At 30.5% G+C, this 21,976-nt stretch carries 22 protein-coding genes and 6 tRNA genes; 18 read left to right on the top strand and 10 right to left on the bottom strand.

Going from position 1 to position 21,976, the window contains the following annotated elements:
* The first annotated feature begins 3 nt into the window (after positions 1–3).
* A complete protein-coding gene (locus CAMP5121_RS07040) occupies positions 4–1,059 on the top strand; it encodes a Cj0069 family protein (protein WP_337215198.1) in 1,056 nt (351 codons plus the stop codon).
* A 23-nt stretch (positions 1,060–1,082) separates the two neighbouring features.
* Entirely contained in the window at positions 1,083–1,709 is a 627-nt protein-coding gene (locus tag CAMP5121_RS07035) for a trimeric intracellular cation channel family protein (RefSeq protein ID WP_039629140.1), read from the top strand.
* Positions 1,710–1,903: 194 nt separating this feature from the next.
* Here CAMP5121_RS07035 and CAMP5121_RS07030 read toward each other — a convergent pair.
* The 10 genes from CAMP5121_RS07030 to folE form a co-directional block, all read right to left on the bottom strand.
* Positions 1,904–1,978 (bottom strand) — tRNA-Glu (locus CAMP5121_RS07030).
* A gap of 53 nt (positions 1,979–2,031) precedes the next feature.
* Positions 2,032–3,186 carry a Na+/H+ antiporter NhaA gene (gene nhaA / locus CAMP5121_RS07025; protein WP_337215197.1) on the bottom strand — a complete coding sequence of 385 codons (1,155 nt, stop codon included), beginning with the start codon at positions 3,184–3,186 and terminating at the stop codon, positions 2,032–2,034.
* Entirely contained in the window at positions 3,183–4,343 is a 1,161-nt protein-coding gene (nhaA, locus tag CAMP5121_RS07020) for a Na+/H+ antiporter NhaA (RefSeq protein WP_337215196.1), read from the bottom strand. Before nhaA (CAMP5121_RS07020) ends, nhaA (CAMP5121_RS07025) begins: the two co-directional genes overlap by 4 nt.
* 81 nt (positions 4,344–4,424) lie before the next feature.
* Positions 4,425–5,396 carry an iron-sulfur cluster assembly scaffold protein gene (locus CAMP5121_RS07015; RefSeq protein WP_337215195.1) on the bottom strand — a complete coding sequence of 324 codons (972 nt, stop codon included), beginning with the start codon at positions 5,394–5,396 and terminating at the stop codon, positions 4,425–4,427.
* Between the two features lie 10 nt (positions 5,397–5,406).
* Positions 5,407–6,585 carry a NifS family cysteine desulfurase gene (locus CAMP5121_RS07010; protein WP_337215194.1) on the bottom strand — a complete coding sequence of 393 codons (1,179 nt, stop codon included), beginning with the start codon at positions 6,583–6,585 and terminating at the stop codon, positions 5,407–5,409.
* A gap of 122 nt (positions 6,586–6,707) precedes the next feature.
* Positions 6,708–7,853, bottom strand: coding sequence for a hypothetical protein (locus tag CAMP5121_RS07005; RefSeq protein WP_337215204.1), 1,146 nt, complete (start codon positions 7,851–7,853; stop codon positions 6,708–6,710).
* 77 nt (positions 7,854–7,930) lie between these two features.
* The gene (locus CAMP5121_RS07000) at positions 7,931–8,110 is read right to left on the bottom strand and encodes a hypothetical protein (protein ID WP_337215193.1); all 180 of its coding nucleotides are present in this window, start codon (positions 8,108–8,110) and stop codon (positions 7,931–7,933) included.
* 53 nt (positions 8,111–8,163) lie between these two features.
* The gene (locus tag CAMP5121_RS06995; protein WP_263664075.1) at positions 8,164–8,652 is read right to left on the bottom strand and encodes a hypothetical protein; all 489 of its coding nucleotides are present in this window, start codon (positions 8,650–8,652) and stop codon (positions 8,164–8,166) included.
* A gap of 53 nt (positions 8,653–8,705) precedes the next feature.
* On the bottom strand, positions 8,706–10,016 hold the full coding sequence (fliI, locus tag CAMP5121_RS06990) for a flagellar protein export ATPase FliI (protein ID WP_337215192.1): 1,311 nt from the start codon (positions 10,014–10,016) through the stop codon (positions 8,706–8,708).
* Entirely contained in the window at positions 10,016–10,588 is a 573-nt protein-coding gene (gene folE / locus CAMP5121_RS06985) for a GTP cyclohydrolase I FolE (RefSeq protein ID WP_337215191.1), read from the bottom strand. Before folE ends, fliI begins: the two co-directional genes overlap by 1 nt.
* Before the next feature lie 109 nt (positions 10,589–10,697).
* Here folE and tig point away from each other — a divergent pair, with 109 nt between their 5' ends.
* The 16 genes from tig to CAMP5121_RS06905 all read left to right on the top strand — a co-directional run bounded on the left by tig (position 10,698) and on the right by CAMP5121_RS06905 (position 21,798).
* Positions 10,698–12,017: a trigger factor gene (gene tig / locus CAMP5121_RS06980; protein ID WP_337215190.1), complete on the top strand. Its 1,320-nt coding sequence runs from the start codon at positions 10,698–10,700 to the stop codon at positions 12,015–12,017.
* Positions 12,017–12,607, top strand: coding sequence for an ATP-dependent Clp endopeptidase proteolytic subunit ClpP (clpP, locus tag CAMP5121_RS06975; RefSeq protein WP_087699173.1), 591 nt, complete (start codon positions 12,017–12,019; stop codon positions 12,605–12,607). The genes tig and clpP overlap by 1 nt, the downstream gene beginning before the upstream one ends.
* A 14-nt stretch (positions 12,608–12,621) precedes the next feature.
* Positions 12,622–13,662, top strand: a complete 1,041-nt coding sequence (locus CAMP5121_RS06970; RefSeq protein ID WP_263664077.1) for a GGDEF domain-containing protein — start codon at positions 12,622–12,624, stop codon at positions 13,660–13,662.
* Positions 13,659–14,183, top strand: coding sequence for a peptide deformylase (def, locus tag CAMP5121_RS06965; RefSeq protein ID WP_337215189.1), 525 nt, complete (start codon positions 13,659–13,661; stop codon positions 14,181–14,183). Before CAMP5121_RS06970 ends, def begins: the two co-directional genes overlap by 4 nt.
* The gene (locus CAMP5121_RS06960) at positions 14,180–15,688 is read left to right on the top strand and encodes a YifB family Mg chelatase-like AAA ATPase (protein WP_337215188.1); all 1,509 of its coding nucleotides are present in this window, start codon (positions 14,180–14,182) and stop codon (positions 15,686–15,688) included. The genes def and CAMP5121_RS06960 overlap by 4 nt, the downstream gene beginning before the upstream one ends.
* 8 nt (positions 15,689–15,696) lie before the next feature.
* Positions 15,697–16,386, top strand: a complete 690-nt coding sequence (locus CAMP5121_RS06955; protein ID WP_039619378.1) for an NYN domain-containing protein — start codon at positions 15,697–15,699, stop codon at positions 16,384–16,386.
* A 2-nt stretch (positions 16,387–16,388) separates the two neighbouring features.
* Positions 16,389–17,729, top strand: a complete 1,341-nt coding sequence (rmuC, locus tag CAMP5121_RS06950; protein ID WP_337215187.1) for a DNA recombination protein RmuC — start codon at positions 16,389–16,391, stop codon at positions 17,727–17,729.
* Entirely contained in the window at positions 17,713–19,059 is a 1,347-nt protein-coding gene (locus tag CAMP5121_RS06945) for an NAD(P)H-hydrate dehydratase (RefSeq protein ID WP_337215186.1), read from the top strand. The genes rmuC and CAMP5121_RS06945 overlap by 17 nt, the downstream gene beginning before the upstream one ends.
* Positions 19,050–19,622, top strand: a complete 573-nt coding sequence (purN, locus tag CAMP5121_RS06940) for a phosphoribosylglycinamide formyltransferase (RefSeq protein WP_337215185.1) — start codon at positions 19,050–19,052, stop codon at positions 19,620–19,622. Before CAMP5121_RS06945 ends, purN begins: the two co-directional genes overlap by 10 nt.
* A gap of 42 nt (positions 19,623–19,664) precedes the next feature.
* Positions 19,665–20,387 carry a TerC family protein gene (locus CAMP5121_RS06935; protein ID WP_337215184.1) on the top strand — a complete coding sequence of 241 codons (723 nt, stop codon included), beginning with the start codon at positions 19,665–19,667 and terminating at the stop codon, positions 20,385–20,387.
* An 86-nt stretch (positions 20,388–20,473) separates the two neighbouring features.
* Positions 20,474–20,551 (top strand) — tRNA-Pro (locus tag CAMP5121_RS06930).
* A 12-nt stretch (positions 20,552–20,563) separates the two neighbouring features.
* Positions 20,564–20,640 (top strand) — tRNA-His (locus CAMP5121_RS06925).
* A 3-nt stretch (positions 20,641–20,643) separates the two neighbouring features.
* Positions 20,644–20,720: transfer RNA gene (locus tag CAMP5121_RS06920), tRNA-Arg, on the top strand.
* Between the two features lie 27 nt (positions 20,721–20,747).
* Positions 20,748–20,824 (top strand) — tRNA-Arg (locus CAMP5121_RS06915).
* Positions 20,825–20,829: 5 nt separating this feature from the next.
* A tRNA-Leu gene (locus tag CAMP5121_RS06910) sits at positions 20,830–20,914 on the top strand.
* Positions 20,915–21,015: 101 nt separating this feature from the next.
* Positions 21,016–21,798 carry a hypothetical protein gene (locus CAMP5121_RS06905; RefSeq protein ID WP_337215183.1) on the top strand — a complete coding sequence of 261 codons (783 nt, stop codon included), beginning with the start codon at positions 21,016–21,018 and terminating at the stop codon, positions 21,796–21,798.
* Positions 21,799–21,976: the final 178 nt, after the last annotated feature.

The raw sequence follows: 21,976 nt of genomic DNA, 5'->3' as shown, positions 1-21,976 counted from the left end.
AATATGAAAAAAAATATTGTGTTTTTTGAAGTTAGAGGTGGTAGCGATAAAGGTGAAGATGGTCATAGAAAAGATACTATGCCTATGGTAAATGCCTTAAAAGAACAAGGTTGGAATGCTGAGGTTATCTTTTTTGAAGTAGAGAAAAAAGATGAAATTTATGAATATGTAAAAAACAATGCTGATGCTTATGTTTCTAGAATCAACCCAGGAAATTTAAAAGAAGAAAATGAGTATTTTGATATGCTTAGAAAACTTTGTGCAAATGGAGTTATAGGTATGCCTCATCCTGATGCGATGATAGGATATGGCGCTAAAGATGCGCTTACCAAGCTTAATAAAACGGCTTTAGTACCTGAAGATACTTATGCGTATTATGATATCAAAACTTTTAAAGAAAGTTTTCCAAAAACTTTAGCAAAGGGTGAGAGGGTTTTAAAACAAAATCGTGGTTCAACGGGTGAGGGAATTTGGCGTGTGAGATTGATAGATGAGCTACCAGCGGGAACGACAAGTGTGCCATTAAATGCAAAAATTAAATGCACAGAAGCAAAAGATAATCACACAGAAGAAAGAGAACTTGGTGAGTTTATGGACTTTTGTGAGCAATACATTATAGGTGATAATGGTATGCTTGTAGATATGACTTTCTTACCGCGTATCAAAGAAGGTGAAATTAGAATTTTAATGCTTTATCATACTCCAATTTATGTAGTACATAAAAAGCCTGCAGAAGGTGCTGATGCATTCTCTGCTACACTTTTTTCAGGTGCAAAATACAGATATGATGAGCCAAAAGATTGGCAAGGATTGGTTGATTGGTTTTTAGCAACCTTACCTGAAATTCGTTCAAAACTTGGAAATTATGATATTCCTTTGATTTGGACCGCTGATTTTATCTTAGATACAGATGAAAATGGTAAAGATAAATATGTTTTAGGTGAGATTAACTGCTCTTGTGTAGGATTTACCTCTCCTGCTGAATTTGTTGATCCTATTGCTAAAAAAGTAGCTCAAAATATCATTGATATCGTAAGTAAAAATCAACCCTTGTTTTAACAAGGGTTTTTTGAAAACTCATTATGCTTTTAACTATACTTTATATTATCGGAATTACTGTTGATGCAATGACAGGAGCTATTGCTGCAGGAAGACATAAAATGGATCTTTTTGGAGTGATATTTATAGCTTTAGTAACAGCTATTGGCGGAGGTTCTATTAGAGATATTTTACTTGATCATCATCCGCTAACTTGGATTAAAACTCCTGAGTATGTGATTTTAATTTGTGTTGCAGCTATGATTACAACAAAAATTGCCAAATATGTTATAAGGCTTGAAAAACTTTTTTTGATTTTAGATGCTATAGGTTTGGTTGTTTTTAGTGTTTTAGGCGCACAAATTGCAATACAAATGGGGTATGGTTTTATAGTGGCTGTGAGTTCAGCTGTGATTACTGGTGTGTTTGGTGGGATATTAAGAGATATATTGTGTGCTAGGATACCACTTGTATTTCAAAAAGAAATTTATGCGGGTGTTGCTATATTAACAGGGGCTTTGTATTATATATTGTATATTTTAGGCGTAGATGAGTTGTGGGTAATTCTTGCTTCATTGATTGTAGGAACCATAGCAAGACTTTTGGCTATATATTATGGTTTAAGTTTGCCTATATTTTCTTTTAAAGATGGAGAAAATAAAGAAAGTTAAAATTCTATCTTATAAACTCTTAAAGGATAAGACTTATTATCCATAGTATTTTCATAAAATCTTACAAGCTTGTCAGTAGGTAAATTTATTTATATTTTTTACTTTTAGAATATTTATTTGATGTATTGGTTATAAATTAAGCTTAGTTATGGAAAATTATTATTTTTGATATTTTTGTAATTAGAAGTTAAAAGTGGTGACCCATACGAGACTCGAACTCGTGTTACCGCCGTGAAAGGGCGATGTCCTAACCGCTAGACGAATGGGCCAAATATTAAATAAGAAATGAAATTATATCTTATTTAATTTAAAAAAAACTTAATTATTTTACAAAGCGCAGATAAAAATAGCCAAATACACCCGAAGCTAAGGAAGCTAGTAAAATAGCAAAATTATCCACAAAATTAAATATATCACTTACTTCATAGGCAAGGGCGTCTATAAAAAAGCTCATGGTAAAACCTATACCTGTGAGTATGCAAACTCCATAGAGTTGTTTAAAATTAGCATCTTTTGGTAGTTTTGCAAGTTTAAGTTTAATTGCCATATAAGCAAAGCCAAATACACCTAGTTGTTTTCCAACAAACAAGCCTAAGAAAATCCCTACACTTACACCGCTAAATAGCATATGTACTTCAATTTTTGAAAGATCAACCCCTGCATTGGCAAAAGCAAAAAGTGGTAGTATTATAAAAGCTATCCAAAATTTTAAACCATGCTCGATTTCTTCTAATAAAGCATGGTTGTTTTTTGTATATACAGGTATAAATAAAGCTGTGATGATGCCTGCTAAAGTTGCATGCACTCCGCTTTTTAATACACTAAGCCAAAGTAATGCTCCAAGTATATAATAAAATGATTTTCTTTCATTACCCAAGCGATTAAGTAAAAATAGACCCACAATGCAGCAAAAGGCAACAAAAAAGGCTAAAGTTGAAAGCTCTCCTGTGTAAAAAATCGCAATGATTAAAATAGCTCCTACATCATCAAAAATCGCTAAAGACACTAAGAATATTTTTAAAGAACTTGGTATGCGTTGTTTTAGCATTGCAAGTATAACTAGAGCAAATGCAGTATCAGTTGCAGTAGGTATAGCCCAACCTTTTAAAACATAAGCATCGTTAAAATTGATAACACAAAATATCAAAGCAGGCACAACTATACCGCCTATAGCAGCCATTAAGGGTAGGGTAATATTACTAAGAGTTTTAAACTCTCCTTGAGCAAATTCTTTTTTTAATTCAAGTCCTATGGCAAAGAAAAAGATTGCAATAAGACCATCATTAATCCACAATAAAGAAGGCTTAAAAAGTTCCCAAGCACCCACTTTTACACCCATTTCTACACTTAAAAAATCCATATAGTGTTGTCCATAAGGACTATTTTTAAGTAGTAAGGCAAAGATCGTTGCTAATAAAAGCAACAATCCTCCTAAAATTTCAAGTGATAAAAAGTTTTGGAAACTTCTTAATTTCATTTTTTAAAACTATAAATAAGTTTTAGGTAAACATATCCAACTATAGCGCTTAATAATGAAGCTACTAAAATTGCAAGTTTGTCTGAATATGCAAAAATATCACTATTTTGATAAGCTAGGCCATCTATAAAAAAGCTCATAGTAAAACCTATACCTGTGAGTATACAAACCCCGTAAAGTTGTTTGAAATTAACATTTTGTGGAAGTTTTGCCAGTCCTAGTTTTATACTAATATATGAAAATAAAAATACTCCAATTTGTTTTCCTAAAAATAATCCTAAAATAATACCTAAGCTAACCGAAGAAAACATAAAACTTGGATCCATATCTTTTAAATCAACTCCCGCATTGGCAAAAGCAAAAATAGGCAAGATGAAATAACTCACCCAAGGTGCTAAGTCATGTTCTATTTCTTTTAAAAAAGACTCACCACTTTTTGTTTGAAGTGGTATAAATAAAGCAGTAATCACACCTGCCAAAGTTGCATGCACCCCACTTTTTAACATGCTTATCCAAAATACTATAGCTATTATGATATAAAAAGATTTTTTGGTAACATGGAAGTGATTTAGCAAATAAAGTGCTAAAATACACACCAAGGCAGCAATCATAGCAAAAACTGAAAGTTCGCTTGTATAAAATAAAGCAATTACAATAATCGCGCCTAAATCATCAAAAATAGCTAAAGAAAGTAAGAATAATTTTAAAGAAGTAGGTACTCTTTTGCCTAAAAGCATTAAAATACCAACCGCAAAAGCCACATCAGTAGCCGTTGGTATAGCCCAACCTTGCAAAGCAAAAGGATCCTTATAGTTAAAAAACGTAAAAATTAAGGCCGGTACTATCATACCGCCAAGTGCAGCAAATACAGGTAAAGACATAGCCTTTATACTATTGAGTTGCCCTCTTGTTACTTCATATTTTAATTCAAGTCCTATGGCAAAGAAAAAGATTGCAATAAGGCCATCATTAATCCATAAAAGTAAAGGTTTGAAAATTTCTAAACTTCCAGCTTGAAAGCCAAAAGGAATATTTAAAAAGTTAGTATATTGATCCGTTAAAGAACTATTTTGTAAAATGAGTGCAAGTACGGTAAAAAATATTAGCAAAACACCAGGAAAAGTTTCACTTTTAACAAAGGTTTGAAGTCTTTGCATAAATAGCCTTTTTAAATTTTTATTAACGTGTTATTTTAACATAAAAAGGCTTGAAATTTAAAGTTTAAGCAGAAAAACTGCTTAAACAGGTATAACGCGTATATTTGGACTAAGTTCTTCTTGTAAGATATTTTCTATAGCATATAAGGTTGCACCACTCCCACTTGAACAGCCACTACATGCTCCAAGATAACGTATATATATATCTATATTTTTATTGTCGCTTTTTTGGATATCAATTACTTCTAAGTCCCCACCATCTCCATGTAGCATAGGACGCACATCGCTATCTAAAACAGCTTCTACTGCTTTTAGTTGTTTAACCATGGTCATATCATCAAAAGCAATATCTGTTTTACTTTGATCTTTTAGCTTTTCTCTTTCCATTTCAGCTCTAGTTTCAGTTAAAATATCTACAAGATAATAATCTTTTTTCTCATGTCCTCCAGGCTTAACACAAGATTTACAAAAAGCACCTGCTTTAGTAAATTGCGTGATTTCTTCTACTGTATGTAAATCATTTAGTTTGATTACTTCTTTGATAGTTCCAAGGCTTACCCTAGCACACTCACAAACTATGATTTGATCTTCAAAGTCTTCGGGATTAACACCTTTATAATGCGCTGCAGCTTGTTTGATAACATCATAAGCCATAACTGAGCAGTGCATTTTTTGCGGTGGAACTGCAGGAGTTTCAGGGTTATCTCTCATAGCAAATTCAACATCTAAATTTGTAATTTTTACAGCCTCATCTACGGTTTTACCTATACAAAGATCAACCATAGTATCACTGCTTGCTATTGCTGTACCACAGCCAAAACTTTTAAATTTAGCATCAATGATTTTATCAGTTTTTTCATCTACCAACCAATAAAGTCTAACTGCATCACCACAGCTTTCAGCTCCAAAATCTGCAACAATAAGTTTTGCATTTGCTTTTTGTGCATCTTCTTGTGTGAATTCGCCCATATGTTGAGGGTTGTTCATTCTATCTTGTACTTTTTGAGAATACTCATCCCAAATTGATCCGCCAATTAAATTATTCTTTGCCATTTTTTATCCTTTAAATATTTTCAGGCTTATATGCATAAGTACTTGAGATCGCTCTAAGTCTTTGCGTTGCTTTTTTTATTTGCTCTGCTGCATAATCAATTTCATCTTCTGTGTTAAATCTTGATAAAGAAAGTCTTAGGGCAGTATGAGCTAAATCGTTTTCAGCACCAATTGCCTCCATGATAGGATTGCTCTCAAGTGCTTCGCTAGCACAGGCTGAACCGGTGCTTGCTGCTATACCATTTTTGTTTAAATCCCAAAGCATAGCCTCGCCTTCTACGCCTTTAATGCTTGCTAAGATGGTATTAGGAACCCTTCTTGATCTATCTCCAACTACACTTGTATCAGGCATAGCTAAAATTAAATCTTCTAATTTATCTCTTAATCTTCTAATGTGTGAGTTTTCAAAATCAAGCATAGTATTTGCAATTCTTAAAGCTTCTGCCATTGCTATAATATATGGCACATTTAAAGTTCCACTTCTTCTACCACCCATATGCTCACCACCATGTAAAAGCGGAGTTAATTCTATATCTTTTTTAATATAAAGTCCACCTACACCTTTTGGTCCATGGAATTTATGTGCAGAAAATGAAGCAAAATCAACTCCAGCTTTTGCAAAATTAACCTTGATTTTCCCAACAGCTTGAGTTGCATCAGTATGAAATAATGCTCCATATTCATGAGCAATTTGAGTCATTTCTTCTATAGGAAAAATCATACCAGTTTCATTATTTGCCCACATAATGCTTACTAGGGCAGTTTTATCTGAAATAGCTTCTTTTAGATCTTTTACACTAGAAACACCCTCATGATCAACGCCAAGTTCTATGACTTTTACTCCTAAAGATTTTAAAAACATAGCACTAGCTGCTACTGCAGGATGTTCTACACTAGAAATAATTACTTCATTTCTATCGCTATTTAAAATTCTATCAAAATACACACCTTTTAATGCCCAGTTGATACTCTCTGTGGCACAGGAAGTGATAATGATGTCATCTAAATCGCTTGCCCCAAGTCCTGCATAAAGTTTATCCATAGCTTCTTTTAAAGCAGGGTGAGTTACACTACCCCATTGATGAAGGCTGTTTGGATTACCATAATGTTCTTTTAAAAAAGGTTTCATAAGCTCATAAGCTTCTGGTGCAAGTTGTGTTGTTGCATTATTGTCTAAATATACTTTCAAAATTACACTCCTTTAATTAGGATAATTTTTATCTTTTTTGTTAATATACACTAAAATGTTAAATTTAACATTAAACTAAATGGATTTCACTTGTGTAAAATTTTTTATTATTTTAGCACAAGTTAAGCCATTGCATTTAAATATGAGTGTAAAATTTTATTAATGCTTGCTTGTCTTTTGCGATTTTCTAAAAATTGAGTATCTAAAAGTTCTTTTTGAGTATTAATTTTTTCAAGATCGATATTAGAATCATTTTGATTAAACTCTTTTTTTAAAGCTTCAAAATCTTTGCTAATTTGCTCACTATAAAGACTATAAATAGAACTTGAATTAGCAAATTCTTGCATGTTGATACTGTGTTGATAGTTAATGTATTGTTGAAAGAAAACTGAAAGTTTATCTTCTGTGGTGTTGTTTTTATCTACTCCATTGATATATAAATATAAATCAAAACTCATTTTTTCTTTATTGCTTTCACTTAGATAATCTTGCATATTCATTTGACCTCTCATGAGTTTTTGAAAATTTACATTAGAAGACATATCTAACTCAATAGGAGTTAAAAAGAAATTAGCCTTTTGATTATTTTGTTCTTTTAAATCATGATAAATATAATTAAGCAATAATCCACTTTTAGAAACTTCGCCTTGTCGGTTTAGATAAGGTCTTATGATAGGATTACTAGCTGTGTTTTCAATGCTCGCATTGAATGCAAAGTCTCCTATTTTGTTATCAAGCATTAAGGTATTTAGATTTTTATTTGCTTCTTTTGCATTTTGTAAACTTTTGGCATTTTCATAAACTTTTAAAATTTTTCCTTCATAAGTATAGCTATAACCTTGATTTAATTCTGAAATTTGTGCTTTACTTAAAAAACTATTATCATTTTTTTGAAATTCATGATTGATGGTTTTTAGTGTATTATGATAAGTGTTTAAAAGTCTTGGTAAGTCTATTTTGTTATAGTTTAAATTTTCATCAAGCTTTATAAGTTGTTTTGAAATTTCTCTTATGCTTTTTATATTAATATCATAATCAAGAGGCAAAGCAGCCGTTTTATTAAGATCTTTTTCAAAAAAACCTTGCTCATTGATTCTAAAACCAAACTCGCTTGCATAGCTTACTTCATAATCTAAATTAGAACCTTTTATATCAAGTAAATCACTTTTAATATTGGTATTTTCTTTTTTTTCTTCCGCGTGTCCAGTCTTTGCAAAAGGATAATTTGCAAAATTCTGATACGGATTGACATTAGAATTTACAAACATAACTCTTCTCTTCAAAAATATTGCTTAGCCTTAAAAAAGCAAAAGCTATGCCAAAATTTTTGAATCGAAGAGAAAAATTAAGCGTAAATGTCAAGCAATCCTGAACTAGTGCTAGGAGTAGTAGTTGGAGCAGGGTTTGCATTTACGCCTTCAAGTGCTTGCATTACTGCATTTTCATTGGCTTCTATGGTTTTTTTCATCATAGTAGTTGCAATGTTAAGCATTAAACTTGCTTGGTTGTTAGTAACTTCGCCCATAACATACTCCTTTTGTTTGGATTAGTAATATTATCGGCAAAGTTTGGTTAATATTAAGCTATATTATAAATTTTTGATAAGTAGTGATTGTGAGTGTTTTCTTTTGCTTCAAGCATATCGATATAGTTTTTAAACTCATCCATATCTTTAAAAAGATTTTTCATGGTAGTGTTAATTTCGCTAGAAAAATTTTGAAGATTGCTTTGTGTTTTTAAATATCTTTCTATTTGATAAATTCTAGCGATTTCTCTTTCATACTCATCTTGAGTTATTCTTTTTGCACTAAATTCTGCATTTAGTATTTTTTTATCATTGATAATAAATGATTTTTTTTGATTGTTGATTTTAAATTCAACGATAAATTCTTCTTTTGAATTAATAATTTTTAAGTATTTTAATTTAGCTTTATTTTCTAATAAAAGATAGCTTATACACTCTAAAAACATATGTGTAAAAATTTCTCTTTCAAAGATATTTTGACAAATATCGGTGTATTTTAAACCCAAGCTTTGTTGATGATCTAAAAAAGCTATATTTGACATGATCCATCCTTTTTTCATGACTTTTTATCATAAAAAAGCAAAAATCATTCCAATTATTGCGTATTAATCATCTTTAGCATATTGATAGTATCTTCAAATTCAAAACTTTCTTCAGGATTTTGACTAAGAAATTGTTGCATAAAGTCTTTTTTAGCGATAGCCTGATCAAGTTCTTTATCAGTGCCTTTTTGATAAGCACCGATTCTAAGTAAAACCTCATTTTCTTTAAGCAAAGAATTTAAACGTTTAAATTTTCTAGCAGCTAGTTTGTGTTCATCACTAATAATATCACCCATAACCCTTGAGGCTGAATTTTGTATATTTATAGGTGGATAAATTCCAAAGTCAGTAAGTTCGCGACTAAGCACTATATGCCCATCAAGTATTGATCTGCTTTGATCAGCTATTGGATCACTCATATCATCTCCATCAACCAACACGGTAAAAAATGCTGTTATAGTGCCTTTACCTTCTTCTTTTCCTGCGCGTTCCATAAGCTGAGGTAAAAGACTTAAAACGCTTGGTGGATAACCTTTTGTTGTAGGAGGTTCACCTAGAGCTAGGCCTATTTCTCTTTGAGCCATAGCAAAACGCGTTACACTATCCATGATAAATAATACATCTTTACCTTGTTCTTTAAAATACTCAGCCACACTCATAGCGCAAAATGCTCCGTATTTTCTCATCAGCGCACTATCATCACTTGTTGCAACGATGATGACAGTATCATCAAGTTTACCACCAAGATTTTTTTGTATAAATTCAGGAATTTCTCTACCGCGCTCACCAATTAAAGCTATGACTTTAATGGGAGCTTTGGAATTTTTTACTATCATGCTCATAAGGGTTGATTTACCAACCCCACTTCCTGCAAAAATCCCAAGCTTTTGTCCTACCCCACAAGTTAAAAGCGCATCTATTGTTTTAACTCCTACTGGAAAGACTTCCTCTATCAAACCTCGTTTCATTGCATCAATAGGTGCACGCATAATAGGCATAAATTTACTTGCCTCAATAGGTCCTTTGCCATCTTTTGGTCGCATAAAAGGATCAACCACTCTTCCTAAAAGTTCATCACTAACTCCTATTTGCATACCTGCATCGTTAATAAAAGCACGATCACCTATTTTAAAACCTTCTACAAAGCCAAAAGGACTTAAATAGCTTAAATTCTCATCTACTTCTACCACCATAGCCATAGCCTCTTTATTCTCATCTTCACTAGAAACTATTTTAATGATATCACCTATGCTAGTTTTTAAGCCATTTATTTCTATACTAGTGCTTGAAATTTTAGTAATTTGTCCAAAAACACTGGCAAGATTTTGTGAAGCAATTTTGCTACGAAGTTTTTCTAAACCCATTAAAATCTAACCTGTTTTGCTGAGTTAATTAAAGTGAAAAATTCTTTTCTTGTTTTTTCATTTTTTAAAAAGCTACCTCTTAATGCTGAAGTACTAGTAGTAGAATTTGCCTTTTGTACCCCACGCATTTCAACACACATATGTCTTGCTTCAATAACCACCCCAACGCCTTTTGCACCTACATGTTCCATTAGTGCTTCTGCGATTTGCTCTGTGAGTTGCTCTTGAATTTGTAAGCGTCTTGCAAAAACTTCTACAAGGCGTGGAATTTTACTAAGACCTACGACTTTTTTATCTGGTATATACGCAACATGCACGCGCCCAAAAAAAGGCAAAAGATGATGCTCACAAAGACTATAAAATTCTATATCTCTTACTAAAACCATTTCATTGTTTGAGCTTTCAAATAAGGCATCATTTAGTATTTGTTTTGGATCTTGTTTATAGCCACTATTTAAAAATTCAAAAGCCTTAAAAACTCTAGTAGGAGTTTTTAAAAGTCCTTCTCTTTGTGGATTTTCCCCAATAATCTCTAACATATTTTTTACTGATTGTTCAAATTTTTCTTGCATTTTTTCTCCATCAAAAATTAAAATTTTAACATATTTTTATTTTTATATAAAGTGATAAGGAAAATTTTGGTATATTATCAAAAAATTTTATTTAAAAAGGGAAAATATTATGGAAGTTACAGCAAAACTAATTGATTTTGCAAATGCAAATGCTACTGTGAAAATTGCTCAAGGAGCTATTAAAGCAGAAGTTGAAAAATTAGCTAAAAAAGCATCTAAAACTATGAAAATGGATGGTTTTAGAGCAGGAAAAGTTCCTGTTGCTGCTATACTTAAAAGATATGAAAAAGAGCTTACAAGAGATGCGGAGCAAGATCTTTTAAGAAATGCTGTAGATGGTGCTTTAAAAGAAGTTAAAAAAGAAGCTAAAGATTTAGTAGGTGAGCCATATTTTGAAAAATTTGATAGAAAAGATGGTGCTATTGAGGCTCAAATGGTATTATCTTTTAGACCAGAAGTAAAATTAGATGGATATGAAGAACTAATTCCAACTTATAATACACCAAAAGTAACTCAAAAAGAAATTGATGCAAAAAAAGAAGAATTATTAAAAAGATTTGCTACTCCTGAAGCGATTAAAGAAGCAAGAGCTTTAAAAGAAGGTGATTTTGCTAAATTTGATTTTGAAGGTTTTGTTGATGGTAAAGCTTTTGATGGTGGAAAAGCTCAAAATTATGTTTTAGAAATTGGTTCAAAACAATTCATACCAGGATTTGAAGAAGGTATGATTGGTTTAAAAGCAGGTGAGGAAAAAGATATTAATGTAACTTTTCCAAAAGAATATGGCGCAGCGCATTTAGCAGGAAAAGATGCGGTATTTAAAGTAAAAATTCACGAAATTCAAGAACTTAAATTACCTGAGTTAAATGAAGAGCTTTTAAAAAGCTTGTTACCTGAAGAAAAAGAACCAAGTGTTGAAAAATTAGATGCAAAATTAAAAGAACAACTAAAAAATGAAAAAATCTTTAAACTTATCAATGATGAGCTTAAAAATCAATTTGCAGAAGCTTTGGTAGCTAAGTTTGACTTTGTTTTACCAAGAAATATAGTAGAGCAAGAAACAGATATGCAATTTAGAAGTTCTTTGAGAACTTTAAGCGAAGAAGAATTAAAAGAATTTAAAGATGAGGCTAAATATAAAGAAAAAAGAGAAAGTTTTAAAGAAGATGCACGAAAAAGCGTAAAATTAACTTTCATTATAGACGAGCTAGCAAAACTTAGAAATGTTACAGTAAGCGATCAAGAATTAATCCAAGCGATTTATTTTGAAGCTTATAGATATGGTTTTAACCCGCAAGAACATTTAGATAATTACAAAAAACAAGGTGCACTGCCTGCTATTAAAATGTCTTTAATCGAAGAAAAACTTTTTGCTGATATTTTCAAAAAAAATGACAAAAAGAAAACTGAAAAAGAAAGTGAAAAATAATGAGCTCATACATACCTTATGTGGTTGAAAAAACAAGCAGAGGCGAAAGAAGTTATGATATTTATTCAAGACTTTTAAAAGATAGAATTATCATGTTAAGTGGCGAGATCAATGATGATCTTGCTGCTTCTATTGTAGCTCAGCTTTTGTTTTTAGAGGCTGAAGATCCTCAAAAAGATATTTATCTTTATATTAACTCACCAGGTGGGGTTGTAACCAGTGGATTTAGTATTTATGATACGATGAATTATATTAAAGCTGATGTAAGTACTATTTGTATTGGTCAAGCTGCTTCAATGGGTGCATTTTTGCTTAGTTGTGGTGCTCCAGGGAAAAGATTTGCTCTGCCAAATTCAAGAATTATGATCCATCAACCACTAGGTGGTGCAAGAGGGCAAGCAACTGATATAGAAATTCAAGCAAAAGAAATTCTAAGATTAAAAGCGATTTTAAATGATATTTTGGCTAAAAACACCAAACAAAAACTCTCTAAAATAGAAAAAGACACTGATAGAGACTTTTTTATGAGTGCTGTAGAAGCTAAGGAATATGGCTTAATCGATAAGGTTTTGGAAAAAAGTTTTAAATAAGGAAAAGCATAGCAATGTTAGATGATGATTTATTTGCTGATTTAAATTTAAGTAGCGATCCAACTCCAGCCAAAGAAGCTCCAAAAATTCAAAAAATTAGTGGAGGTGAATTTGAAAAATTTGCAAAGTCTATTTTGACTGAGCTTGTAAAAGATAATGTACCTCCAACACCAACTAATTATGGAGTTTATTTTCAAAAAATGCTTGAAGAACGTCCGGTAGCTTTTAAGAAAAAAGTTAGCGAGATTATGGAATTTGAGCAAAACGATGATGGTATCAAACGTGCAAATATAGAACAAGAAATCAAAAAAAGTTTTAGTTCTACTTCGGCATTATTGCAATACATTGCTATGATTTATAGACATCTTGAAACAGTTAAAGATATGTTAAGAAGACGTAATTCAGAACTTGCTATTAGTACAGGAAATTTAGCTGTTTCTAATGTAATTCACGCTCTTGAAGCAGATCTTTCAAGATTTTCTAGTATTTTAGATAAATATTCAGATGAGATTAAAGAAAGTTTTGATGAGGTTAGACAAACTTATAAACATATAGAAGAGCAAAGTGATTTTGACTCTAAATTTGGAGTTTATAATAAAAAATATTTTTTAGAAAATTTAGAAAAAAGCATTGAAAGTAATGCAAAATATAATTATCATACTTCCTTAATATTTTTTAGAGTAAAAGAAGAAATTCTTGAGCAAACTTATACTCAAAAAGAAAAAAATGCTTTTTTAAAAGGTGTGTGTAGAATTTTTAGTAAAAATGTCTCTTCAAGCGATATAGTAGCCCATTGCGGAAACAATATTTTTGCTATGATGATTTCTCATACAAATTTAGAAAAAGCACAAGAAATATGTAATAAAATTTTAGAATCTTTAGAAAATTCAAATTTTTTCCTAGCAGATAAAGAAATAGATGTAGATGTTGAAGTGGCTATAAGTGCTGTTAATCAAGATAGTAAGGGTGAAGAATTAATAGAAAAATGCATTGAAGCTTTAAAAGATTCAGGAAAAAATTTAGAACCCTTTATAATAGTGGAAAAAGAAAAATGATAAGAAAGATAATTACCTATCCTAATCCAAGATTATTTTTAGAGTCAAAAAAAGTAGAAAATTTTGATAAAGATTTACATATACTTCTAGATGATATGTATGAAACAATGATAGCTAATAAGGGCGTAGGCTTGGCTGCTATTCAAGTTGATGTGCCAATTAGAGCTTTGCTTGTAGATATTGGTGATGAAGAAGGTGAGCAAAAAGAAGATAAACAAACTCTTTTAGAAATTATTAATCCTATTATAACACCTTTAGATGATGAAAAAAATTCTTGTAACGAGGGTTGTTTAAGCATACCAGGTTTTTATGAAGATGTAATGCGCTATAAAAATATACAACTTGATTATCAAGATAGATTTGGCAAGCCACAAAGTTTGCAAGCACATGATTTTTTAGCAGTGGCTATTCAACATGAAGTTGATCATCTTGATGGGCATTTATTTATAGAAAAACTTTCTTTTTTAAAACGCCAAAAATTTGATAAAGACTTTAAGAAAAAATCCAAAAAGACCAAATGAAAAAACTAAAATGTGCAAGTTTTTCTACAGAGCTTGATATTATCGATGTAGAATCAACTTTCACAAGAGGTTTGCCAGGTTTTAGTATAGTGGGTCTTGCAAATTCTACCATCAAAGAAAGCACAGAAAGAGTTAAGGCAACTTTACTAAGTCAAAATTTCAATTTCCCAGCTCAAAAAATCACTATCAATCTTAGTCCATCAGATATCCCTAAAAATGGCTCTCATTTTGATTTGGCTATTGCGATTTTGATTTTATTTCAAAAAGAAAATTTAGATGACTTTTTTGTTTTTGGAGAACTTGGTTTAGATGGAAGTATTAAAAGCACTGCTAGTTTATTTTCTATCTTGCTTTTTTTAAGTGCAAAAGTACAAAATGCCAAAGTAGTAGTACCAAAAGCTATAGCACAAAAAGCTTCGATGATACCTAACTTAACAATCTATGTTTTGGAAAATTTAGCCCAAGCTATGGATTTTTTTAAAGAAAAAAATTATGAGAATTATCATATAAATAATGCTCATCCTTTGTTTGAAAATGCCATAGAAATTAATAATCAAAAATATATAAAAAATTCTATTTATCCTTATGATTTTAAAGAAGTTAAGGGTCAAGAAAATGCTAAATTTGCTTGTATAATAGCAGCTTTGGGTATGCATAATATTTTATTTGAAGGTAGTCCAGGTAGTGGTAAAAGTATGTGTGCTAAAAGACTTCCTTTCATCATGCCACCACAAAGTTTGAAAGAAATTTTAGCCCAAAATGCCTATAAGTCATTAAACTCTTTAGATGATGATTTTAGTGCTAGTAGGGTTTTTAGAAGTCCTCATCATACAAGCACTAGGGCTAGTATTTTTGGTGGAGGAACTAAAAATGCCAAGATAGGAGAAATAGCACTTGCAAATGGAGGGGTTTTGTTTTTTGATGAGTTTCCTCATTTTTCAAAACAAATCATAGAAAGTTTAAGAGAGCCGCTAGAGGATTTTAAAATTCTTATTTCAAGAGTTAATACCAAAGTGATTTATGAAACTAAATTTTTATTTGCTTGTGCGCAAAATCCTTGTCCTTGTGGAAATTTATTTTCTAAAAGTCTTGCATGTCGTTGCCAAGAGATAGAAATTAAAAAATATAAAAATAAAATTTCATCTCCTATTTTAGATAGGATTGATCTTTATGTAGCTATGGATGAGATTTCACATGAAGATAAAACAAGTTTAAGCTCTGAACAAATGAGTGAAATGGTTTTTAAAGGATTTTTATTTCAAAAGCAAAGAAAACAAGAAGAATTTAATGCTAAATTAAATGATGAACAGCTGAAACAATTTTGTATTTTAGATTCTACTGCGAATGAAATTTTACAAAAGGCTATAAATTCATATAATCTTTCTCAAAGAGGGGTAAATAAAACCATAAAAGTAGCAAGAACTATTGCAGATTTAGAGCAAAGCGAGTTGATTTTAAAAACTCATATTTTAAAAGCATTAAGTTTTAGAATGAGAACTACATAGGAGTAAAAATGGATAATAAAAGTGTGGCGATCTTTATTGATGCAGAAAATATTCCTTCAAAATATGCAAAATCTATTTTTGATATCGCTTCTGATTATGGAGAAATCGTTATAAAACGAATTTATGGAGATTGGACACAAAAAAATATACAAAATTGGAAAGAACAAATCGCACAATATTCTATCATTGCTATGCAACAATTTAATTTTATAGCTAATAAAAACTCAAGTGATATGTATTTAATCACTGAGATTATGAGTTTTTTTTATGAAAAAGATATTGATATTTTTGTCATTGTTTCAAGTGATAGTGATTATACTAGTTTAATTCAAAGACTTAAAGAGGGCAAAAAGCAAGTTATAGGTATGGGTTTAAAACAAGCTGTAAAATCTTATGTGAATTCTTTTAGTGAATTTTTTTATTTAGATCAAGATGAATCCAAAGAAAAAATATTAAGCACTAAAGAATATATCAAAGATTTAATCAATATCACAGAAGCTTTAATAGAAGAAAAAGGCCGTGCTGAATATGCTCAAATTCGCACCAATATGAATAGAAAACACGCAAATTTTATCCCTCAAAATTTTGGTTTTAAAAATTTTAGAGCATTGGTAAAAGAGTTTTTACCACAAATGAAACAATTTAAAGAAGGTAATGAAAAAAATATTTATTTTCTTATTGAAAAAACAAAGGCTTAAAAATGGAAAATATCTTGATAGCCTTTTTAGCTATTGTAGTTTTAGCTTTTATATGGTATGCGTTTAAAAGTCAAAAAGAAAAAGCAAAATTAGAGTTTTTAAACCAAAGCAATATAGCCTTGCAAAATCAACTTGCTAATTTAGAGTTTGAAAAAACTACACTCATAGAAAAAAATTCCAAACTTTTAGATGAAAAAATATTATATTTGTCTAAAAATGAGGCTTTAGAAGCAAAATTAGCTCAAAAAGAACAAACCCAGCAAGAACTTTTAAATATACATTTAAAAGAGCGTGCGAATTTAAAAGAAGAATATACTCAAACTTTAATAAAACTAGAAGAAAAATACAAGCAAAGCTTAGTAGAATTAAAACAAGAATTAGAACAAAATTTACAAAAACAAAATGCTAGTATTTTAAACCAAAACAAACTTATGCTTAATGAGGATACAAAAAAAATCTTAGAAGAAATTTTCTTGCCTGTGAAAAAAAGCGTTAAAGAATACAATGAAAGACTAAATTCAAATGAAGTTAGTCTTAAAACTCATATTGATAATATGTTTAAATTTAGTCAAAATATGACAGAAAATGCAGATAAGCTAGCTAAAATTTTAAAGGGTGATAAAAAAATTCGTGGTAATTTTGCAGAATTGCAACTAAAATCTGTTTTAGAAAATAGTGGTTTGGTAGAGGGCGTGCAGTATAAATTGCAAGAGAGATTTCAAGATGAGGGTAAAACCTATATTCCTGATGCGGTAGTATTTTTAGATAAACAAAAAAGTATAATCATAGATGCAAAATTTTCTTTGCCAAGTGATTTTGCTTTTGAAGATGTTAGTCAAAACACTTGCCTTGATTTAGCTTATAATCTAAAATCAAGGATTGATGAGTTAGCCAAAAAGCCTTATATGCAGTATGATAAACACACTTATGAGTTTGTTTTGCTTTTTATACCTTATCAAAATATCTTAGATTTGATTTTAAATGTAGATCTTGAAATTTATCAATACGCTTACAAAAAAAAGGTTTATTTAACCACACCAAACACTCTTTTTATGGCACTAAATACGATAAATATTTCATGGAAAAATATACAAAGTAATGAAAATATCCTAAAAGCTTTTGATGAGCTTGGCAAATTTCATGATAAATTTGCAGGTGTTTTAGATGATTTTGAAAAAATCAAAGAAAACATCAAAAGATTAAACACAAATGTAGATAATATGCAAACAAAGCTTACTCATGGAAGTGGAAATATCGCTTCAAGAGTGATAAAACTTAAAGAGCTAGGCGCTAAAACCCAAAAGCTTATAAAATGTGAGATGAGCGATGAAAGTAGTATTTAAAGATAATATTTCTTATGAAAAAGAGCTTGTTGAAAAAGATTTGGATGAGTTTTTAATGATGGAAAATGCAGGCATAGAGCTTGCAAATTTGATTAAGAAAAAAAGTAAAAACATAAAAAATGCTAAAATTTTATTTTTGCTTGGTACTGGTGGAAATGGAGCTGATGGACTTGTGGCCATTAGACACTTAAAAAAAGCTTTTGCTTATACTGTACCATATAAAAAAAGTACAGTGTTTACCAAGCAAGAGCAAATTTTAAAAAATATAGGTTTTAATTTCTTAAAAAAAGAACCTAAATTTAAAGATTTTGACATTATAGTTGATTGTGTTTTTGGAAGTGGTTTAAATAAAGCTTTAGATGAAAATTTACAAAGAATTTTTAAAAAAATTGCTAAAAGCAAAGCTTTAAAGATAGCTTGTGATATTCCTAGCGGGCTTGGACAAGAACTATGTTTTAAGGCTGATTATACTCTTTGCATGGGGGTAATTAAAGAAATTTTATTAGAAGATTTCGCAAAAGAATTTGTAGGTAAAATTAAAATTGCGAATTTGGGTTTAAAACCTTATATGCAAAATACTTCAAGCTTTTTACTAGAAAAAAAAGATTTAAAACTCATTACAAAAAAGGCTAACTCAAATAAAGGTGATTTTGGCCATGTTTATATTTTTGCCAATAAAAGCGCGGGTACTTTAGCTGGACTTGGTGCTTTAGGGTTTGGAGCGGGGCTTGTGTCTTTAGTGGCTAAAGAAAGCTTTTCGCCTTTGATTATGCTAAAAGATGATATTGAAGGCAAAATAAATGCAGCTGCTATAGGTATGGGACTTGATGATTTAAGTATTTTAAAAGATGAAAGATTAAAAAATATTCCTTTAGTCTTAGATGCAAATTGCTTCCAAAGTGAAAATTTGTTTTCATATCTTGATAGAGAAGATGTTGTTTTAACTCCTCATCCTAAAGAGTTTTCTATGCTTTTAAAACTTTGTTTTAATGAGGATGTAAGTGTAGAAGAAATTCAAAACAAACGCTTTTTTTATGCAAGAAAATTTAGTTCTAAATTCCAATGTGCTTTGGTGTTAAAAGGGGCTAACCCCATCATCACTCAAAAAGAAAAACTTTTTGTAGTAAATTGTGGTAATGAGGCTTTGGCAAAAGGTGGAAGTGGGGATGTGCTAAGTGGTATGATAGTAGCTTTACTTGGGGCGAAATTTAATGCTTTAGAAGCTGCTAAAAATGCAGTATTAGCTCATGCTTTGGTGGCTAAAAATTATAAGAAAAATAAAATTAGTTTTGATGCTTTAAAATTAATAAAGGGGTTAAAATGCTTATAAAATTAGCAGTTTTATTTAGTGGTAATGGAAGTAATTTGGAAAATATTTTAGAAAAATTACATAAAAAAACTTTTGGTAAAAATACCTTTGAAGTAGTTTTGTGTGTATGCAATAAAAAAGAAGCCTATGGCATACAAAGAGCTTTAAAATATGGTCTTGATACCAAGATCATAGAACATGAAAAATTTACTTCAAGAGAAGAATTTGATGCAGAATTAGTAAAAATTATAAAAGAAAGTCAAATAGATTTGACTATCCTAGCAGGATTTATGCGAATTTTAAGTCCTGTTTTCACTCAAAATATAAAAGCTATTAATCTTCATCCTTCTTTGCTTCCTTTATTTAAAGGTGCTCATGCTATCAAAGAAAGCTATGAAAGTAATATGAAAGTAGCAGGCATTAGTGTGCATTGGGTTAATGAAGAGCTTGATGGTGGTAAAATCATTGCACAAAAGGCGTTTGAAAAAGCTAAGCTAAGCTTTGAAGAGTTTGAAGATAAAATCCACCAGCTCGAACATACACTTTTGCCTGAAACCATTGTAAAAATTTTTGAAAATGATTAATTTTTCATCATTATAATTACGCTTTTTGTTTAAGGAAAGTAAATGTTTGAATGGATTTTTAGTGTAGATGCTTGGGTGGTATTGCTTACTCTTACAGCTTTGGAGATTGTACTAGGGATTGATAATATTATTTTTCTAGCGATTTTAGTTTCTAAATTACCACCAGAACATAGAGATAAGGGTAGAATTCTAGGTCTTGCTTTTGCGATGATTACTAGAATTTTATTATTATTATCTTTATTTTGGGTGATGAAGCTTGTCACACCTTTATTTAGTATATTAGGCAATGAAATTTCAGGTAGAGATTTGGTGCTTTTGCTTGGAGGTTTGTTTTTAATAGTTAAGTCTATTAAGGAAATTAAAGAAAGTATAATGCACCAAGAGGAAAGTCAAAGTAGTATAAAAATTAGCAATAAGCTTTGGGTTGTAGTTGCTGAAATAGCTGTGATAGACATAGTATTTTCTCTTGATAGTGTTATTACTGCTGTGGGTATTGCTCAAGATATAGAGATTATGATTATTGCTGTGATTATTGCAGTTTTAGTTATGCTTTTTGCCTCTAAACCAATTGCAGATTTTGTAGAAAAATATCCAAGCATTAAAATCTTAGCTTTGGCATTTTTAGTAATGATAGGCTTTGTTTTAGTATGTGAAAGTTTTGATATCCATATAGATAAAGCATATATTTATACAGCTATGGCTTTTTCTTTGATAGTAGAAATTTTAAACATCATTTCACAAAAAAAACAAACAAATAATTCTTAAAATATTTAGCATTTTTTATGCTAAATATTTTTTTATCTTGACTTTTAATATTTTTTTATGTAGAATAACGCTTTATTTTTGTATATCGGGGTGTAGCGCAGTCTGGTTAGCGCACTTGGTTTGGGACCAAGGGGCCGAAGGTTCGAATCCTTTCACCCCGACCATTTTTATAAATGGTGAGTGTAGCTCAGTCGGTTAGAGCATCAGATTGTGGTCCTGAGGGTCGTGGGTTCGATTCCCATCACTCACCCCATCAGCGCTCGTAGCTCAACTGGATAGAGCAACAGACTTCGGATCTGTAGGTTATGGGTTCGATTCCTATCGGGCGCACCATAAGCCTATTGTTATTTTTATTTTTATGCGCTCATAGCTCAGCTGGATAGAGCAACGGCCTTCTAAGCCGTAGGTCAGAGGTTCGAATCCTCTTGAGCGTACCACTTTTGCGGATGTGGTGAAATTGGCAGACACGCCAGACTTAGGATCTGGTGCAGCAATGCGTGAAGGTTCAAGTCCTTTCATCCGCACCACTATTTTAAAATTCTTTTAAGCATTTAAAGTTTTACAATTCATCTTAATCGTATTTATAACAATAAGTTAAATTTATAATATTATAAAATAGGAAGATGTCATGATAAATACATATCAAGTTAAAATTATCGAAAATTTTTGCAAGGATAAATTTAAAGAAGATACAAGAACAAAAGATTTTTTTCATACCTTTTTGGCTCAAAATTTAGAAATTTACACCAATATAGAAGATCAAAAGTATGCCAAAGATACAATATTAATATATAAAATTTTTGATATATGTATTATATGTATAAAAGATGGAGTCTCGGTAAGTCAAGAGTATTGTCAATTTAAAAAAGGTGTGATAGATCATATAGTTGTATATACCGATGAAAATATGAATGATGGTAAAATATCGCAACTATTAAGAGGTAGTTCTACATTAAAAATAGATAAATCAAATTGTTATGATAATCCAGATATTAAAGTTGTGTTTTCAGAAAAAGGCTTTTTATTTCAGGCTAGATTTAATAATTGTGAAAGTAAATTTAACGATACAATGACTATGTTTGCGCTTTCTTTGGCTTATCGTGAGAAAATGGAGTATTATTTGAATTTAACTTCAAGTATTATAGATGAAGAAAATTATCATGATGTTATTGATATTAAAAAAGATTTTTATGTTTTTAATCTAAAGTATTTTTTTAGCAATCCAGTGCACTATAACTACCAACAAAAACATGCAATATGGAAAATTATATTTCAATATTACGATATTTTAGAACAACATCAAGAGCTTAAAATCCAGATAGAAAATCTTGTTGATATTTTGCATATTGAACAAAATCAAGAGGAAGATAAAAAGGAAAAAATAAAAGAGAATAAAAAAAAATCGAAATGATTTTTTTTAATTATCAGTGGTTTTGTTACTTTAGCTTCGTTGGTCAGTGCATACAAAGACGCTATGGAATTATTTGGTTAAAATCATATATTATTTTGGCAAAACAAGCGTTTTAACTTTATAGTTAAATATGTTTTATGCAAAAATTAAAAGCCTTACTAAAATTTTGGAGTTTTTT

It is taken from the genome of Campylobacter sp. 2352 PW (genome assembly GCF_024723575.1).
In the GTDB taxonomy this organism is placed as follows: domain Bacteria; phylum Campylobacterota; class Campylobacteria; order Campylobacterales; family Campylobacteraceae; genus Campylobacter_D.
Note: the sequence above shows the minus strand (reverse complement) of the source record. Positions and strands in the feature narration are given on the sequence as shown.

Coding starts and splice junctions, on each gene's coding strand:
- fliI (WP_337215192.1), bottom strand. CDS start 10,016: ATGGGTTTAGAAAAACTTCGTAGCAAAATTGCTTCACAAAATCTTGCC.
- CAMP5121_RS06970 (WP_263664077.1), top strand. CDS start 12,622: ATGTTAGATGATGATTTATTTGCTGATTTAAATTTAAGTAGCGATCCA.
- nhaA (WP_337215196.1), bottom strand. CDS start 4,343: ATGCAAAGACTTCAAACCTTTGTTAAAAGTGAAACTTTTCCTGGTGTT.
- def (WP_337215189.1), top strand. CDS start 13,659: ATGATAAGAAAGATAATTACCTATCCTAATCCAAGATTATTTTTAGAG.
- folE (WP_337215191.1), bottom strand. CDS start 10,588: ATGCAAGAAAAATTTGAACAATCAGTAAAAAATATGTTAGAGATTATT.
- CAMP5121_RS06935 (WP_337215184.1), top strand. CDS start 19,665: ATGTTTGAATGGATTTTTAGTGTAGATGCTTGGGTGGTATTGCTTACT.
- nhaA (WP_337215197.1), bottom strand. CDS start 3,186: ATGAAATTAAGAAGTTTCCAAAACTTTTTATCACTTGAAATTTTAGGA.
- tig (WP_337215190.1), top strand. CDS start 10,698: ATGGAAGTTACAGCAAAACTAATTGATTTTGCAAATGCAAATGCTACT.
- CAMP5121_RS06995 (WP_263664075.1), bottom strand. CDS start 8,652: ATGTCAAATATAGCTTTTTTAGATCATCAACAAAGCTTGGGTTTAAAA.
- CAMP5121_RS06905 (WP_337215183.1), top strand. CDS start 21,016: ATGATAAATACATATCAAGTTAAAATTATCGAAAATTTTTGCAAGGAT.
- CAMP5121_RS07005 (WP_337215204.1), bottom strand. CDS start 7,853: ATGTTTGTAAATTCTAATGTCAATCCGTATCAGAATTTTGCAAATTAT.
- CAMP5121_RS07035 (WP_039629140.1), top strand. CDS start 1,083: ATGCTTTTAACTATACTTTATATTATCGGAATTACTGTTGATGCAATG.
- CAMP5121_RS07015 (WP_337215195.1), bottom strand. CDS start 5,396: ATGGCAAAGAATAATTTAATTGGCGGATCAATTTGGGATGAGTATTCT.
- purN (WP_337215185.1), top strand. CDS start 19,050: ATGCTTATAAAATTAGCAGTTTTATTTAGTGGTAATGGAAGTAATTTG.
- CAMP5121_RS07000 (WP_337215193.1), bottom strand. CDS start 8,110: ATGGGCGAAGTTACTAACAACCAAGCAAGTTTAATGCTTAACATTGCA.
- CAMP5121_RS06945 (WP_337215186.1), top strand. CDS start 17,713: ATGAAAGTAGTATTTAAAGATAATATTTCTTATGAAAAAGAGCTTGTT.
- CAMP5121_RS06960 (WP_337215188.1), top strand. CDS start 14,180: ATGAAAAAACTAAAATGTGCAAGTTTTTCTACAGAGCTTGATATTATC.
- rmuC (WP_337215187.1), top strand. CDS start 16,389: ATGGAAAATATCTTGATAGCCTTTTTAGCTATTGTAGTTTTAGCTTTT.
- CAMP5121_RS06955 (WP_039619378.1), top strand. CDS start 15,697: ATGGATAATAAAAGTGTGGCGATCTTTATTGATGCAGAAAATATTCCT.
- clpP (WP_087699173.1), top strand. CDS start 12,017: ATGAGCTCATACATACCTTATGTGGTTGAAAAAACAAGCAGAGGCGAA.
- CAMP5121_RS07040 (WP_337215198.1), top strand. CDS start 4: ATGAAAAAAAATATTGTGTTTTTTGAAGTTAGAGGTGGTAGCGATAAA.